At 67.4% G+C, this 14282-nt stretch carries 15 protein-coding genes and 1 pseudogene; 7 read left to right on the forward strand and 9 right to left on the reverse strand.

From position 1 onward, the window contains the following. Positions 1 to 129: 129 nt before the first annotated feature. On the forward strand, positions 130 to 1458 hold the full coding sequence (locus IPK85_06150) for an amidohydrolase (GenBank protein ID MBK8246966.1): 1329 nt from the start codon (positions 130 to 132) through the stop codon (positions 1456 to 1458). Between the two features lie 23 nt (positions 1459 to 1481). Here the strand turns inward: IPK85_06150 and IPK85_06155 are convergent, their stop codons facing one another. The 6 genes from IPK85_06155 to IPK85_06180 all read right to left on the reverse strand — a co-directional run bounded on the left by IPK85_06155 (position 1482) and on the right by IPK85_06180 (position 7358). Next, the gene (locus IPK85_06155; protein MBK8246967.1) at positions 1482 to 1931 is read right to left on the reverse strand and encodes a nuclear transport factor 2 family protein; all 450 of its coding nucleotides are present in this window, start codon (positions 1929 to 1931) and stop codon (positions 1482 to 1484) included. Positions 1932 to 2240: 309 nt separating this feature from the next. Then, a complete protein-coding gene (locus IPK85_06160) occupies positions 2241 to 3128 on the reverse strand; it encodes a DUF839 domain-containing protein (GenBank protein ID MBK8246968.1) in 888 nt (295 codons plus the stop codon). Further along, positions 3121 to 3615, reverse strand: coding sequence for a hypothetical protein (locus tag IPK85_06165; protein ID MBK8246969.1), 495 nt, complete (start codon positions 3613 to 3615; stop codon positions 3121 to 3123). The genes IPK85_06160 and IPK85_06165 overlap by 8 nt, the downstream gene beginning before the upstream one ends. A gap of 176 nt (positions 3616 to 3791) precedes the next feature. Next, on the reverse strand, positions 3792 to 4982 hold the full coding sequence (locus IPK85_06170; GenBank protein MBK8246970.1) for an AI-2E family transporter: 1191 nt from the start codon (positions 4980 to 4982) through the stop codon (positions 3792 to 3794). Between the two features lie 136 nt (positions 4983 to 5118). Next, positions 5119 to 6900, reverse strand: coding sequence for a WYL domain-containing protein (locus IPK85_06175; GenBank protein MBK8246971.1), 1782 nt, complete (start codon positions 6898 to 6900; stop codon positions 5119 to 5121). Then, on the reverse strand, positions 6873 to 7358 hold the full coding sequence (locus tag IPK85_06180; GenBank protein MBK8246972.1) for a hypothetical protein: 486 nt from the start codon (positions 7356 to 7358) through the stop codon (positions 6873 to 6875). The genes IPK85_06175 and IPK85_06180 overlap by 28 nt, the downstream gene beginning before the upstream one ends. 344 nt (positions 7359 to 7702) lie before the next feature. Between IPK85_06180 and IPK85_06185 the strand changes: the two genes are divergently transcribed. The 6 genes and pseudogenes from IPK85_06185 to IPK85_06210 all read left to right on the forward strand — a co-directional run bounded on the left by IPK85_06185 (position 7703) and on the right by IPK85_06210 (position 11972). After that, positions 7703 to 8431 (forward strand): hypothetical protein, encoded by a 729-nt coding sequence (locus IPK85_06185; protein MBK8246973.1) that lies wholly within the window; start codon positions 7703 to 7705, stop codon positions 8429 to 8431. A gap of 56 nt (positions 8432 to 8487) precedes the next feature. Further along, positions 8488 to 8799 (forward strand): hypothetical protein, encoded by a 312-nt coding sequence (locus tag IPK85_06190; protein ID MBK8246974.1) that lies wholly within the window; start codon positions 8488 to 8490, stop codon positions 8797 to 8799. Between the two features lie 35 nt (positions 8800 to 8834). Next, positions 8835 to 9338, forward strand: coding sequence for a ribonuclease H-like domain-containing protein (locus tag IPK85_06195; GenBank protein MBK8246975.1), 504 nt, complete (start codon positions 8835 to 8837; stop codon positions 9336 to 9338). Further along, complete coding sequence (locus IPK85_06200; protein MBK8246976.1) at positions 9250 to 10857, forward strand: AAA family ATPase; 1608 nt, start codon at positions 9250 to 9252, stop codon at positions 10855 to 10857. The genes IPK85_06195 and IPK85_06200 overlap by 89 nt, the downstream gene beginning before the upstream one ends. Then, positions 10833 to 11150, forward strand: a complete 318-nt coding sequence (locus IPK85_06205; protein MBK8246977.1) for an ATP-binding domain-containing protein — start codon at positions 10833 to 10835, stop codon at positions 11148 to 11150. The genes IPK85_06200 and IPK85_06205 overlap by 25 nt, the downstream gene beginning before the upstream one ends. A 187-nt stretch (positions 11151 to 11337) precedes the next feature. After that, a pseudogene (locus tag IPK85_06210) lies at positions 11338 to 11972 on the forward strand (metallophosphatase domain-containing protein). Between the two features lie 392 nt (positions 11973 to 12364). Here IPK85_06210 and IPK85_06215 read toward each other — a convergent pair. The 3 genes from IPK85_06215 to IPK85_06225 all read right to left on the reverse strand — a co-directional run bounded on the left by IPK85_06215 (position 12365) and on the right by IPK85_06225 (position 14268). Further along, complete coding sequence (locus IPK85_06215; GenBank protein ID MBK8246978.1) at positions 12365 to 12958, reverse strand: hypothetical protein; 594 nt, start codon at positions 12956 to 12958, stop codon at positions 12365 to 12367. Positions 12959 to 13630: 672 nt separating this feature from the next. Beyond that, positions 13631 to 13975, reverse strand: coding sequence for a nucleotide pyrophosphohydrolase (locus IPK85_06220; protein ID MBK8246979.1), 345 nt, complete (start codon positions 13973 to 13975; stop codon positions 13631 to 13633). Positions 13976 to 13977: 2 nt separating this feature from the next. Further along, complete coding sequence (locus IPK85_06225; GenBank protein ID MBK8246980.1) at positions 13978 to 14268, reverse strand: HNH endonuclease; 291 nt, start codon at positions 14266 to 14268, stop codon at positions 13978 to 13980. Positions 14269 to 14282 lie beyond the last annotated feature (14 nt).

The following is a 14282-nucleotide window of genomic DNA, read 5'->3' on the forward strand; positions in this document are numbered from 1 at the left end:
ACTACCTGCCTTCCGCCGGAGCGGTCCACGCGACGCGCCAGCCATGCGACCCCCGTACCCGTGCGGCGCGGGTACGCCGTACCTTTCTTCCTTCGACTTTCGTCGCATCCCCGACCAGCCGCACTCCCCATGCTGCGCTTCCGCACTCTCGTCCTCGCCGCCGCCGTGGCTGCCTCCTCGCCGTCGGCCCTCGCTGCCCAGGCGATCACGGCAGATCCCGCGCTCGCCGCAGAGATCGATCGTCGCACGGCCGCCATCGCCAACAAGGTCACGGCATGGCGGCACGACATCCACCAGAATCCCGAACTCGGCTACGCCGAAAAGCGCACCGCCGCCCTGGTCGCCGCGCACCTCAAGTCGCTCGGGATCGAGGTACAGGAGAACGTCGGCGGGATCCCGGCCGTGGTCGGTATCCTCAAGGGCGGCAAGCCCGGGCCAACTGTGGCGCTGCGTGCCGACATGGACGCCTTGCCGGTGACCGAAATCAACGATCTGCCGTTCAAGTCGACCGTGCGCACGGTCTACAACGGCCAAGAAACCGGCGTGATGCATGCCTGCGGCCACGACATGCACACGGCCATCCTCATGGGGACCGCCGAAGTGTTGGCTGGCCTGAGGGATCGCATCCCGGGTACCGTCAAGTTCCTGTTCCAGCCCGCTGAGGAAGTGCCGCCACGCGGTGGCGCGCTGCCCATGATCGAGGCCGGGGTGATGAAAGGGGTGGATGGCGTCTTTGGCCTGCATGTCGGCCCAGGGCCCCTCGGCGCCATGAGCTATCGGGCGGGGGCGATTTCGGCCAGCGCGGATGGCTGGCGCATCGTCGTGCGTGGCCGCCAGGGCCATGGCGCCATGCCCTCCGGCGCGGTGGACCCGATCGTGACGAGCGCGGAGATCGTGACGGCATTGCAGACCATTGTGTCGCGGCAGCTCAATCTCGCTGTCGCACCAGCCGTCGTGACCGTCGGCGCCATCCACGGCGGTCTGCGCGAGAACATCATCCCGGATTCGGTCTGGATGATCGGGACGATCCGCGCCTTCGACCCGCGCGCGCGCACGACGATCCACGAGCGCATGAAGCGCATCGCCACCAACATCGCCGAAGCGCACGGGGCCACCGCGGAGGTGACCGTGGACATTGGCTATCCCAGCTCGGTGAACAACGACGTCATGGTGTCGCGGTTCTTCCCCACGCTCAAGCGCGTGGCCGGCGACGCGGGCGCGAGCGAAGGTGGCGTGACGATGGCCGGCGAGGACTTCTCGCGCTTCTCCGAACTCGCCCCGGGCTTCTTCTTCAACCTTTCCGTCACGCCGCCGCACCTCGACCTCAAGACGGTCGCCAGCAACCACTCGCCCCTGTTCCAGGCCGACGATCGCGCCCTGCCGGTCGGTGTACGCGCGATGACCAACATGGCGATGGACTTCCTGCGATCGGGCGGCTTACCGAAGCCCGTGCCCTGAATCTCCCAGCGAGCGGGGTGGCCTCAGTCGGGGTAGGAGAACACCAACGATTGAAAGCGCCACCCCTCGCGGACGTGCACCGCCGCCAGCACCAGCGTCCCGCGGCGTGTGGTGTCGTTGTTCCAGTACTCAAAGTCGGCCGCAACCATGGCGATGCGACCGCGACGGTCGATGCGCACCCGCTCCAGCCGCTCGCCCATGCGTTGCGATTCACGGAACCCGCGTTCTTGCGCGGCGAGGAATGCCTCCAGCGATCGCACGCTCGTCCCCCCGTCTGCCGTCGTGGACGTTGACGTGAAGGTCGGCAGGAACAGCGCCCGCCATTCGGCGAACGTCTCTCGCGTGTAGAGCCGCGTGTAGTCCGTCACCAACTGTTCAAGGGAACGATCGAGCTCGGTCGTTTGGGCATCGGCCTCGTCGGCCATCGAGAGCAGGGCGGCCCCAAGGGTGAGGCAGGCGAGGATCGCGCGCATGTCGTGGACTGGCTCGGGAATACCGTTCAGCACCCGGAGTTTCGGGACGCGGGGGTCGCGCAGGAAGGTGCGGTCAGTGCGCCTCCTGAGGAAGGCGAGGCGGTCGACCTGCGGCGCAGGATCAGGGCCCCCCGGAGGTCACGGCGGGTCTCCGCCCTGGTCGGGCGTGGGGCCACGTTTGCACGGGCAGCGAGGCGGCATCCCCCCGTGGCAGCCTCCGATGGGTGGCTTCCCACGACAATCGTGAGCCGGGACGACAAACGGGCCGGGGGACAATCTGCCCCCGGCCCGTCGACGCCATCAGAGGTCTTACCGACCCTTCGGCGGGTAGATCGCGACCGTCAGGTCGCGGCCACCGTGCAGCGCCGCGTGCTGCGAGTTAGCGTAGAGGATCCGGCGGAACTTGTCGTAGTAGATCCCCGTCGTTTCCGCGCCGCAGTCGAGCAAGCGCGAGAACTCCACCACCGTCGTCGCCATCGGCCCGCTGCCGCGCGCGATCCAGGTGTCGCTCGGCGAGTCGTCCTCGTTGATCAGGACATCGCCGTTCGGCAGCGCCGTGAGGTTGTCCGGATCGTCAAAGCCAAGGCCGGCGTCGGAGCCCCACACCGGATCGGCGACTTCGCTCGGCGCGTTCACCCCCGGCAACACATAGTTGCTCACCATGGCAAAGCTGTTCGACCGGAGCACGATCTTGAGCACGAGCCCGTTGTTCTTCGCCAGGTTCGAGCTCTCGGTCACCGCCACGTACATCACGTCGCTGTTGCCCTGACGCACGATCTCCACGTCTTCGGGACGATCCCAGCCCGTCGCGCCCACCGCCTGCGCGGCCGCATCGGAGTCGAAGGTCGTCTGGTCGAGCTTCAGCTCCACCCAGGTCGCCTCACCCGTGCGCGACTGCCCGTCGCGCACCTTGAGCGCGTAGAGCTTGCCCGCGGACAGGTCGCCCTTCCGCGTCGGGACAAACTTGAAGATGGCGCCGGACTCGCCAGGCTTCCCCGCGTTCGCAATGCCGCGCGACTCGGAGATGCCGTAGAGGTTCCCCTGGCTGTCGAAGCGCAACCCTTCGTGGGACCGCGCACCAACTGCCGGAAGTGCCTTCACGTCACCCGTCGTCGGGTTGTACTCGTAGATCAACCCACGCTCGATGTCGGGATACTGCGGATCGCGGTGGGTGGCGGTGATCACTTCCTCAGCCATCAGGATCGTGCCCCCACGGGGTCCAGACGAGGCCGTCGAAGGACTCCCAGTCCTGCCGCTCGGCAACTAACGTGCTCGTGCCGGTGAGCAGGTCCACGCGGCTGAGGGCCGCATAGTCGTCGACCTCATGCGTCCGATAGAGGTAGCGCCCCGCCTCGGGGCCCGTCTCGTTGAGCGTCAGCATGTCGAAGTTGACTTCCGAGTTGGTGGTCGGGAAGTCGTCTTCGTAGGTGATGATCTTCTGCGTCCAGCCGGCCGGCAGCTGGAACGGCTCGTCGGTCGGATCCTTGATGATCTGGCCGTTGTCAAGACAGGCCGCGTCACCGGTGAACGGGACGATGCTCGGCGGTCCGGCAAAGACGCCACTGGACGCGGCGAGATCGAAGCTCGCGACCGGCTCATCCGTGACGAGCGAGTTGTGGGGATCGCTACAGGCGGCGAGGACGCCGACCGAGGTGAAGATTGCGAGTGCGCCGAGCCTTCTCATGGTACCTCCGGTGATCGTTGGGGCATTGCGGGAGCCGCAATGTTCAGGTCCGGAGGTGTCGATTTCGTGACGGTTCGCCCTTTGCGCCGTATCAACTGACCCACAGGATGACGACGCACACGCCATCGGGTGCCGATATGTCCACGCCGACGTGGACGGGCGCGGGTCGGGTGGCGTCAGGAGCCCAGGTAATCCCCGACCGTGCGCAACGCCGGGATGTGATCGCAGAGGATCTTGAGCGTGACCATCAAGGGAACCGCGAGGATCGCCCCGGGAATCCCCCAGATGAATCCCCACATCATCACCCCCACGAGGATCGCCACCGGGTTCAGCGGAAACTGTCGCCCGAGCAGCAGCGGCGTCGCGATGTTGCTCTCCACCATGTTCAGGAGGAAATACGCACCGGGGACCAGCAGGGCGTATCCCACGTTGTCGAAGACGGTGAGTGCGGCCACGGCGAGGATCCCCGTGGTGGCAATCGCACCGAGGTACGGCACCACGTTCAGCAGCCCCGCCAGGGTGCCCCACAACCCCGCGTTCGGCATGCCGAGTCGCGCGAGGATCCCCCAAGTTGCCAAACCCAGCCCAATGTTGATGAACATGGAGACGCGCAGGTACGCACTGACCGCGGCCTCCACTTCATCGGAGATCTTCTGCGGCACGCCGCTGGATCCCGCCCGCCACGGGAGCGCCTTCATCGTCTTGCGCATGAAGAGGTCGCCGGACGCCAGCAAGAAGTAGGTCAGGAAGATGACCGAGATGCTGGCGACGATGAGGTCGGCGGCCTCACCAAAAAGCTGCAGCATAAACCCGGACCGCGGGGCGGCGGCGACCGGCGCCTTGTCCGCGCCGCTGGCCATCGACCCCACACGCGCCGCCGTGGCTTCCCAGCGCACGATCGGCGCTATCACCGTGCGCAGCTTGCGCTCCACCTGCCCAATGGCGCCCGGGGCGCGATCTACCCAGGCGGCCGCCGGGCCCGAGAGCAGGGCGAGCGCCCCAACGACCAGCAGCGTGCTCCCAAACACGACGATGGCGGCGCCGAGCGGCTCGGTGACGCGGTGACGCTTGAGCCAGCGCACCGCCCCGCGCAGCAGGAACGAGAGGAGGATCGCGACCACGATCGGCAGGAGGACCGCGCGGGCGAGGTGCAGCGTGTAGAGCAGGGCGAGCGTCGCGAGGACCACGAGCGCGCCTGCCGTCGCGGCCGCGTGGCGTTGAGGCGCCGGCGTTTCCTCGGCCACCGCGTCCGGGTCCACCAGGAGTGGTCCCCCGCGGAACACGGGGTCCGGCAGCTGGATCCCCGTGCGACGGATGGCCCACTCCACGGTTTCGTGCATGCCGCGCGTGCCGCGGTCGTCAGTCATGTCGGCGTTCGGTGCAGGGGGTGCGGCGCGTGGCGGTCACGCGGGCAATCTGCGACCTGACCGGGAGAACTGAAGGGGGCGAGCCGGGCAGACGTGGCGCGGACATCGCGTGGACAGCCGACCTCGGCTGGGACGGCTAGAGCTCCCTCGCCATCTGTTCGAGTCGCTGGCACACCAGGTCGCGCAACTCCGGCGGGGAGAGCACGACGGCACCATCGGCGTATTGCAGCACGTGACGCACGGCCCACTCGCGATCGGCCACCGGATGATCGAGGACCAACGACCCGTCAGCGTTCGGTTCGCGGCCCTCACGTTCAGCGATCCACGGGGCAACGCTCGGCGCATACCACACGCGCATCACCTCGACGGGATCGCCGCGGAACACCTTCCCCGACCCGATCCACTGCTCCACGTCCAGCGGCATCTCGACCACGAAGGTCGCGTCGAGCAGCGTGACCTCCTCCACCCGGTCCAGACGGAAGGTCCGCAGGTCTTGCGCCACTTCGCACCACGCCAGCAGGTACAGCTGTCCATGCGATGCCACGAGGTTCCGCGGATGGACCGTTCGGTCCGTGGCTGCCTCGCGGCCCGATCCGCGATAGCGAATCGAGAGCTTGCGTCGCTGGCGGATCCCTCCACGCACCACCTGGACGCTGGTCGCGCTCGCGTGTTCTCCCACGACGTGACGTGCCTGTGTGTTGGTCAGTGGATCCTCGCCAAGGCGAGTTATGACCGCTCGCAGACGCCCTCGAGCGCGCCCAAGGACGGGATGTTCGTCAGGGGGTCGGCGTTGTCGCAGGACGGCCAGGCCAAGCTCCAGGGCGCACAACTCCGCGCTCGTCAGGCGCATGGGACGCAGGAAGTGATTGGTCAGCACCGAGACCTCGTTGGCCTCGAGAAAGACGCGGACGCCTTCGACAAAGCCCCCGGGCACATCGTAGCGCGTCACCAGCGCATACAGGTCGTCCTGCAGCACATCCACCGTGGTGCCCACAGCCACGGCCACCTGCTCAACCGAATGCGGGGTCCCATCCGCCAGGATCGGGATGATCTCCAGCAACCGGCGCCATTGTTCGGCCGCCGTCGGTGGCTGCCAGCGGTTCGGGTGCTCAGCAGCGGCGAGGGGCGATGGTGTGGGGATGATGTCCGGTGGTTGTTCGTACAAGGCCCGCGTTGCGGTAAGGGCGCTGCGGCACTGGTCGACCAGGTGCGCCGGAGACACGGGAGTCACTTCGCCCGCGAAGGACAGAACCCAACGGACCAACGGCTCCCAACGTCTTACCGTGAGCAGCTGCCGCCCCGGCATGCCCTCCACGGGGAGACCGTAGCGCACGGCAGGCCGGCCCCCAGCCGGCGAGCGGAACTCCACCACGGCGCCCTCTTCGTCTCCTTCGCCAAGTTCCCAGGCGAGGCGAGCGGTGCCCAGGTCGCGAATATCGAACCCCGCTGGGATCTCGAAGTCCGCTGAGCCGGCGCGCTGCCCGTTCACCGTGACGTCCCGCATGCGACTCAACCGAAAGTTCCGCCGCGCCGCTCGGTCGCGGTCGAATCCCGCGAGGTACCAGTGGCCACCCACAAAGAACAACCCCCACGGCTCGACCGCGCGCATGGCAGGACGACCAGCCGGTGCTTCATACCTGAACGACACGGCCTTCCGGCGGCGCACGGCATCACCCAGCGCGTCGAACACCTCAGCGCTGGCCCGCGCCCGGGGGATCAAATGGGTCGGCTCGTCCGCACCGGGGTGCAGCGCATCGACCGGGAGGTCAACGGCCAGCTTCTTGAGGGCGTGTGTCGCCTCCCGGTGCAGGGCGGCATCGCCGAGGGTGCTCACGACGGCGGCCGCGTCCACCACAGCCTGGAGCTCGTCGGGTGGAAAGGCGAGGGTCGTTAGGGCGCGGTACCCATATCGATCCACACGGCGTGGGCGCCCTCGCCGCGCACGGGGCATGCCACACAGAGGTAGGGCAGGTAGAAGTCCGTGGCGCGCAGGCGGTAGGTCGACGCGTCCTGCCCACCTTCCGGATCGGGCAACGTCTGGAGGACCACCCCGAGATGCCGCAGTTCGTCCTTGTCGCGTTCGAAGGTGCGCTTGAGTGAGGCGAGCCTGGTGCGCCGCCGCGCGGGGTCGCGTTCTCGCTGCGCCGCCTGCCAAGCCTCGTCGTATTGCGGCACGACCCGCGCGAGGTCCTCAAACGTGGCCGGGGTCCCGCGCGCGAGGAGCCCCGCGACCAGGTCGATCCAACGCTGGACTTTGCGGTCGTCGCGGGGTGCGGTCGCTGCCGAGTGTTGGTCCGTGTCACGCCGTAAGAGTGCAGTGGGGCTGACGAGGAAGGAAGCACCACACCGGGACCCGGCATTGACATGCCCACTCACCCATCTCCGCCGGGCCCGGCGGGTGACTCCTCGGGTCTGCAGGGTAGCCGGGGGGTCTGACACTCGACCTGTCCTCGCGCTCGTGGCGTCCACGGGGCGGGACGGGCCAGCACAGGAGGACGCCACCCAGCCATGCGGCGAGCAGGGAGGCGCCGAAGTACGTTTGGGCGGGATCTGGGCAGTAATGCATACAGGTGGAGTGTCGATAGCCGGAAGCCGGGTGACGTTTCTGGTGCTGCGATCCAGTCTGCGATGGGGTACTGACACCCACACGACCTGCCCACGTCGTCGCCGCCTGTCAGTCCCCTGGTGTACCTTCCCGGCCTACACCGACCCTGCCTTTCGTGCGCGTCCACGGCCCACACGTCGTCCTCTCCGCCACCGACCTGTCGCACTTCCTCGGGTGCCGCCATCGCACGGCCCTCGACCTCGCGGCCGCCCAGGGCACTCGCGCCCGCGTACACCGCGCCGAGGACCCGTTGTTGGACATCCTCATCGAGCGCGGCAAGGCGCACGAGGCCAACTACGTGCGGCAGCTCGCAAGCGCCGGCAAGCGTGTGGTGGACCTGAATGGCATCGGGATCGGCAACCGTGATGAGTCCATGGCGCGCACCATTGCCGCCATGCAGGAGGGCGCCGACGTGATCGTGCAGGCCGCCCTCGGGGACGGCCAGTGGTTTGGCTACGCCGACATCCTGCAGCGCGTCGACACCCCTTCCCGCCTCGGCCCCTGGTCCTATGAGGTCGCGGATACCAAACTCGCGAGGGAAACACGCGGGGGCACCATCCTGCAGCTCGGGCTCTACTCGGAACTCGTCGCCGACTTGCAGGGCACACGCCCTGAGTACTTCTACGTCGTGACCCCGGACCCGGTGGCGCCCATCCAGCGATATCGCGTCGACGACTATGCCGCCTATTCGCGCCTCGTGCGACGGCAGCTGCTCGATGGGATCGCCCTCGGGGCCGACGCGCCCGCGGCGGCGCACTACCCGGAGCCGGTGGAGCACTGCGGATGTGCCACTGGCACCGCAGCTGTCGTGAGAGGCGGCTGGCCGATGACCACCTTTCGCTGATTGCCGGCGTCACCCGGGTGCAGCGCGATGAACTCGCCGCCCACGGAATTGGTACAGTGACGGCTGTCGCCGAACTGGAGGCCCTCCCCTTCAAGCCTTCGCGCGGCTCGGTAGAGTCCTATGCCCGAGTGATTGCCCAGGCAGAGGCCCAGGTCGCCCTCTCGCGGCCTCGACGTCCCCCCTACATCGCCTGCGCGCACCGGAACCCGGCCAGGGACTCGGCCGACTCCCCCGAGCCTTCACCCGGCGACCTCTTTCTCGATCTGGAGGGCGACCCGCATGCTGTGGAAGGCGGACGAGAGTACCTCTTCGGCGTCGTCTCGATCGCACATGACGGGACGCCGGTGTACGAAGCGTTCTGGGGCTGACCGCGCACGAGGAACGTATCGCGTTCGAGGCGGTGATGGACCGCATCATGCGTCAGTGGGCGGTTTTCCCGGGCATGCACGTCTACCACTACGCGCCGTATGAACCTGCGGCGTTCAAGCGGTTGATGGGGCGATACGCCACCCGTGCCACCGACCTCGATGCCCTGCTGCGAGGCGGTCGCTTCGTGGACCTCTACGCCGCGGTCAAGCAGGGGCCGCACGTCGGCGTCGAACGGTATTCCATCAAGAACCTCGAGCCAGCATACGGGTACGTGCGCGACGTGGACCTGATGGACGCCCAACCGTGCCCTGCGGGCAATGGAGCAGCATCTGCAGTTGGGCGTTGGTCCACAGGCGCCGCCGGAGGTGCGGGCTGCCGTGGAGGGGTACAACCGCGACGATTGCGTATCGACGTGGCGGCTCCGCGAGTGGCTGGAGTCGGTGCGAACCATGGCGATCGCCGGTGGAGTCGACCTCCCGCGTCCGGTGCCACCGATCGAGGAGCCGGAGGAGCCAGACGAAAGGGCGGAACAGGTTGAGGCATTGCGTGAGCGCCTCCTGGCGGGGATCCCCGAGGAGCGGGCGGCACGCTCGGCTGAGCAACAAGCGCGATGGATCCTGGCGTACCTGTTGGACTGGCATCGGCGCGAGGACAAGGCGACGTGGTGGGAGTACTTCCGGCTCCGCGACTTGCCCGAAGATGAGCTGGTCGACGAGCCGCAGGCCGTCGCCGGGCTCGCGTTTGTCGCGCGGGTTGGGCAGAAGCTGAGCAAGAAGGGCAAACCCACCGGCACCGTGACCGATCGGTATGCGTGGCCTCCACAGGAAATGGAGATCCGTGCCGGGGGTGAGCTCAAGCTGAAGGAAGGCACCTGGGGAAAGGTGGTCACCGTCGATCGCGTGCGCCGTACGATCGACGTCGAGGTCGGGCCGTCGAAAGTCGACCTGCGCCCCGCGAGCGCTTTCGAACATAAGTGGGTCGATCCCGGGATCCTGACGGACGCTGTGCTGGAGATCGGCGAACGGGTTGCCGCCAGCGGCGACCTTGTGTCGGCGGACCTCGGCGCGGCAGGTGACCTGCTGCTCGGCAGGGCACCACGGTTGAAATCCCGCGGAGGCGCCCCCGTCTTGTTTGACGGCAGCAATGCGGACGTGCGGATGGCAGAACGTGTGGCAATAACGTTGGACCGGAGTACTCTGGCCGTGCAGGGCCCGCCCGGGGCCGGCAAGACCTACACCGGCGCCCGCATGATCTGCGCGCTGGTCAAGGCCGGCAAACAGGTCGGGGTGACCGCCAACAGCCACAAGGCGATTCGCAACCTCCTGGAGGCAGTTCACGAGGCCGCCGTTGAGCTGCGGTTGGACGTGCGTATTGCGCATAGGGTGAGTGCGGAGGACGCCAGCGACGCATCGTCGGCCATCCGTGAGGTCACGGACAACAAGGAAGGGGCAGCGCTGCTCCACGAACAGGCCATCGACGTGATGGGGGCGACCTCGTGGTTCTGGGCGCGGCCCGAACTCGCCCACGCAGTGGACGTCATCTTTGTGGACGAAGCCGGGCAGATGGCCCTGGCCAACACGGTCGTGGTCTCTCGCGCCGCGGCGAGCCTCGTGTTGCTCGGAGATCCCCAGCAGCTAAACCAACCGACCAAGGGAAGCCATCCCGACGGCGTGGGCAACTCCGCGCTGCATCATGTGCTGGGTGAACACTCGGTGATCTCGCCTGATGTGGGGCTGTTCCTCCCTGTCACCTGGAGACTCGCGCCCAAGGTCTGTGCCTTCACCTCCGAGATGTACTACGAAGGCCAGCTCCGGTCGAAGGATACGCTTGAAGCGCAGGTACTCGCCGGCTGCGGGGTGTTCGATGGGAGCGGCGTGCGCGTCGTCGAGGTCGCGCATGAGGGGAATCGCGGCTACGCGGACGCCGAGGTGGACGTGGTGGAGCAGCTCGTGCGCCAGCTGACGGCCGCGGGGGCGACATGGACGAACGCCAAGGGGAACGCGCGCAGCTTACTGGTGCCGACATCCTCGTGGTGGCAGCCTACAATGCGCAGGTAGCCCGCCTGGTGGAGCGATTGTCTCCGTACGGCGTGTCGGCGGGTACGGTGGACAAGTTCCAGGGGCAGGAAGCGCCGGTGGTGATCTACTCGATGGCCGCATCCAGTGCGGCGGACGCGCCGCGCGGGCTGGAGTTCCTGTTCAGCCGGAACCGGTTCAACGTGGCGACGTCGCGAGCGCGGTGCGTGGTGATATTGGTGGCGAGCCCGCGGGTGTTCGAGCCGGAGTGTTCGACGCCGCGGCAGATGTTGCTGGCAAACGGGGTGTGCCGGTTCAGGGAGTTGAGTCCGTAGGCCGCTTGCTCGTAGCGACGGCGTGGGGACAGTGTCCCCAGATGAACGAGGGTCCTTCTGGGTGACTCAGTCACTGCGTATTTTTGCCCAGTGACTGAGTAAGCGCTCTTGGGGTGTCGCGGCCGCCGGCCCCGACCGTCCACATGGTCCGTCGTCGAGTGATTGACGCGGCGACCCTCCCTCCCCCATGCGCCTCGTTCTCATCAGCGACACACTCCCCGTCACCAGGCCATGGCGCCACTCCCCGATGGGGATGTGCTGGTGCATGCCGGCGACATGACCGGCCGCGGTTCATTGGACGAGATCTCGGCGTTCATGGACTGGTTCGCCGCACCGCCGCACGCACACAAGGTGTTGATTGCCGGGAACCATGATTTCGCCTTCGAGCGCTTGCCGGAGGCGGCGGAGGTGTTGGTTCCATCAGGCGTGACCTACCTGCGCGACAACGGCTGCGTGATCGACGGCGTGCGCTTCTGGGGCTCGCCATGGCAGCCGTGGTTCCACGACTGGGCGTTCAATCTCGACCGTGGCGACGAGCTGGCCTCGAAGTGGGCGCTGATCCCGGATGACGTGCAGGTGCTGGTGACGCATGGCCCGCCGCAAGGCATCCTGGACACGGTCGCGTGGCCGCGCGGTGCGCGGGTGGGCTGCGAGGCCCTGGCCGCTCGGATTCCCTCGCTCGGCGCACTCCGCGTGCATGTGTTCGGGCACATCCACGAGGCGCACGGCGTGGAGGTGGCCGGTGGGGTGACGTATGTGAATGCGTGCGTGTGCGACCTGGGGTACTCGCCAGTGAACGCGCCGATGTGCGTGGAGGTCTAGGCGGCACGGAACGCCTGTTCCCGCGAACCCGTCCCGGTGTTTCTCGGTCTCTTGGGACGTGTACAGATGGAGCACGAAAGGCGACCGTAGCTCAAGTGGTTGCCATTAGATGAGTTACGAGCTGGTCGGAGGTTTCTTGCCCCGTGCCGTGGAGCGGCCTTGGACGGCTGGAACGCCATTTTCTGCTGCTGCGCCTCGGGCGGATGGAACTGAGTGCTCCGCAGAGACCACTGCGCGAGGTTGCGAGGGAGTCGGGCGAAGCACGGATGAGGCAGCGCGGACCTGCGAGACGACCGGTCGAGGTCGCGAGGGAGCAGGGCGTCGGGCGCACATCGCAGGGCGGACTGCAGAGACCATTGGTCGAGATCGCGCGGCAACCGGGGGCTGCGTGCTCAAGACAGCGCGGACTTCGCGGACAACTGAGCGACGCCGCCCGGGAGCTGAGCGCCGCGCGCACACGCCAGGGTGAATCGCGGAGACGACCCGGCGGGGGCGCGAGAGAACAGCGCGCCAGCCGCATGAGGCACGGCGAACTTGGGAGATGACTGCGCGAGGTCGCGAGAGAACAGCGCGCCGGCCGCATGAGGCACCGCGAGCTTCGGAGATGCCTGCGCGAGGTCGCGAGAGAACAGCGCGCCGGCCGCATGAGGCACCGCGAGCTTCGGAGATGCCTGCGCGAGGTCGCGAGAGAACAGCGCGCCGGCCGCATGAGGCACCGCGAGCTTCGGAGATGCCTGCGCGAGGTCGCGAGAGAACAGCGCGCCGGCCGCATGAGGCACCGCGAGCTTCGGAGATGATTGCGCGAGGTCGCGAGAGAACAGCGCGCCGGCCGCATGAGGCACAGCGAGCTTCAGAGATGACTGCGCGAGGTCGCGAGAGAACAGCGCGCCGGCCGCATGAGGCTCGGCGAACTTGGGAGATGACTGCGCGAGGTCGCGAGAGAACAGCGCGCCGGCTGCATGAGGCTGGGCGAGCTGCGGAGACAATTGAGTCGAGTTACACGCGGGCAGGGCGCTGTGTGCAGACGGCAGTGCGGCACGGCGAGACAGCAGTGCGGGCGATTGCGGAAGCGTCGCGGTCACGTCGAGCGACACTGCGCGGAGGGTAGCTGTCACAGATTGCCGTGCACCCTCCAGTGTTGGGCGGGCAACCCTGACGGGGCGCAACGCGATAGGGAGTGGGGAGCGAGCCACCGGTAGTGCATCGCTCGCACCTGCCGGGTGCGGCTTGTTCGGGCCGCCTGCGCGCCGGCGACCAACCGCAGCCCGGCTCCGAGGCAACAGTGTGAGCCTGGTGGATGGTGGGGCCGGGGTTGCACGGACAGGTGCGGGACTTGTCGGTGCAGCTGCGACCGGACCGGAGGTAGGTGCACGAGTCGCCGCGGGGGCGGCGGGGCTGTGCGAACTATCCGGAAATTCCGGAGAGTTCAGTGCCAAACAGGAGGAGGGCCAGGGTTCTCAACGAACTCGCAAATGTCGTTTGCAAGGTGCCGCGGAAGGGTCGCCACATCCCCGCGTCGCGCAAGGCGTCGCAGCTTCTTCGGGCCGCACTCATCAGCGGATCGTCTGACACGCTCCGACGGAGCACGCGTGTCCACCGGCGGCCAACTCAGCATCACCGCACGTTGTGGCACCGCTGGTGCTCCGATTGGTCGAGGTTCATTCCCCGGTCGTTCTGAACGACCGCGCGACTCCTTCACCCGGATATCGCAGCGCATTGCGGTGCAGCTTCTCCGCAATAGCGCCACCGAGGTCGATTCCCGTTCGATTGCACAGCAGCATCAACAGGATTCCCACGTCTCCGATCTCGTCGGCCAGGGACGGCCGCAAATCGCCACGAGCGGCCTCGTCCGCCCGATCAGTAGGCACCCAGCGCAGGAGCGCCAGCAACTCCCCAGCCTCTGATGCCAGCGCCATCGCGAGGTTCTTGGGATCGTGGAACTGCCCCCACTCGCGTTCCTCGGCGAACCGCACGACTTCGCCCTGCAGCTCGTGGAGTTGCATGCTCACCTCCGGAACACGGTGTCGTTGTGCCACTCAAGAAGCTCGCGCGACGGTCGCACCTCCGGCGCCGTCGGCAATCGAATGGCACGGCCCTCAAGGTCGTAGTACACCCGACCATTCTGCCACTCTTCCCGCAGGCGTGGGCTGACCCGAAAGCTGCCACTCGGTTCGACCGTCACATAGCCACGATCGAAGAGCTTGTGTACATCCGACCGGAGCAGGAGGCCGTTGCTGAGTTGGTGAAGACCGCCGCTGGTCACCGGTCGGATGTGTGCCGCCTCCAGAACGGGCATCGTTCGCTCTCCAG

It is taken from the genome of Gemmatimonadota bacterium (assembly GCA_016712265.1).
GTDB lineage: Bacteria > Gemmatimonadota > Gemmatimonadetes > Gemmatimonadales > Gemmatimonadaceae > RBC101.

Bases quoted from the DNA above. Each gene is read 5' to 3' on its own strand.
- IPK85_06150 (MBK8246966.1), top strand. From the start codon at position 130: ATGCTGCGCTTCCGCACTCTCGTCCTCGCCGCCGCCGTGGCTGCCTCC.
- IPK85_06155 (MBK8246967.1), bottom strand. From the start codon at position 1,931: ATGCGCGCGATCCTCGCCTGCCTCACCCTTGGGGCCGCCCTGCTCTCG.
- IPK85_06160 (MBK8246968.1), bottom strand. From the start codon at position 3,128: ATGGCTGAGGAAGTGATCACCGCCACCCACCGCGATCCGCAGTATCCC.
- IPK85_06165 (MBK8246969.1), bottom strand. From the start codon at position 3,615: ATGAGAAGGCTCGGCGCACTCGCAATCTTCACCTCGGTCGGCGTCCTC.
- IPK85_06170 (MBK8246970.1), bottom strand. From the start codon at position 4,982: ATGACTGACGACCGCGGCACGCGCGGCATGCACGAAACCGTGGAGTGG.
- IPK85_06195 (MBK8246975.1), top strand. From the start codon at position 8,835: ATGGACCGCATCATGCGTCAGTGGGCGGTTTTCCCGGGCATGCACGTC.
- IPK85_06200 (MBK8246976.1), top strand. From the start codon at position 9,250: ATGGCGATCGCCGGTGGAGTCGACCTCCCGCGTCCGGTGCCACCGATC.
- IPK85_06220 (MBK8246979.1), bottom strand. From the start codon at position 13,975: ATGCAACTCCACGAGCTGCAGGGCGAAGTCGTGCGGTTCGCCGAGGAA.
- IPK85_06225 (MBK8246980.1), bottom strand. From the start codon at position 14,268: ATGCCCGTTCTGGAGGCGGCACACATCCGACCGGTGACCAGCGGCGGT.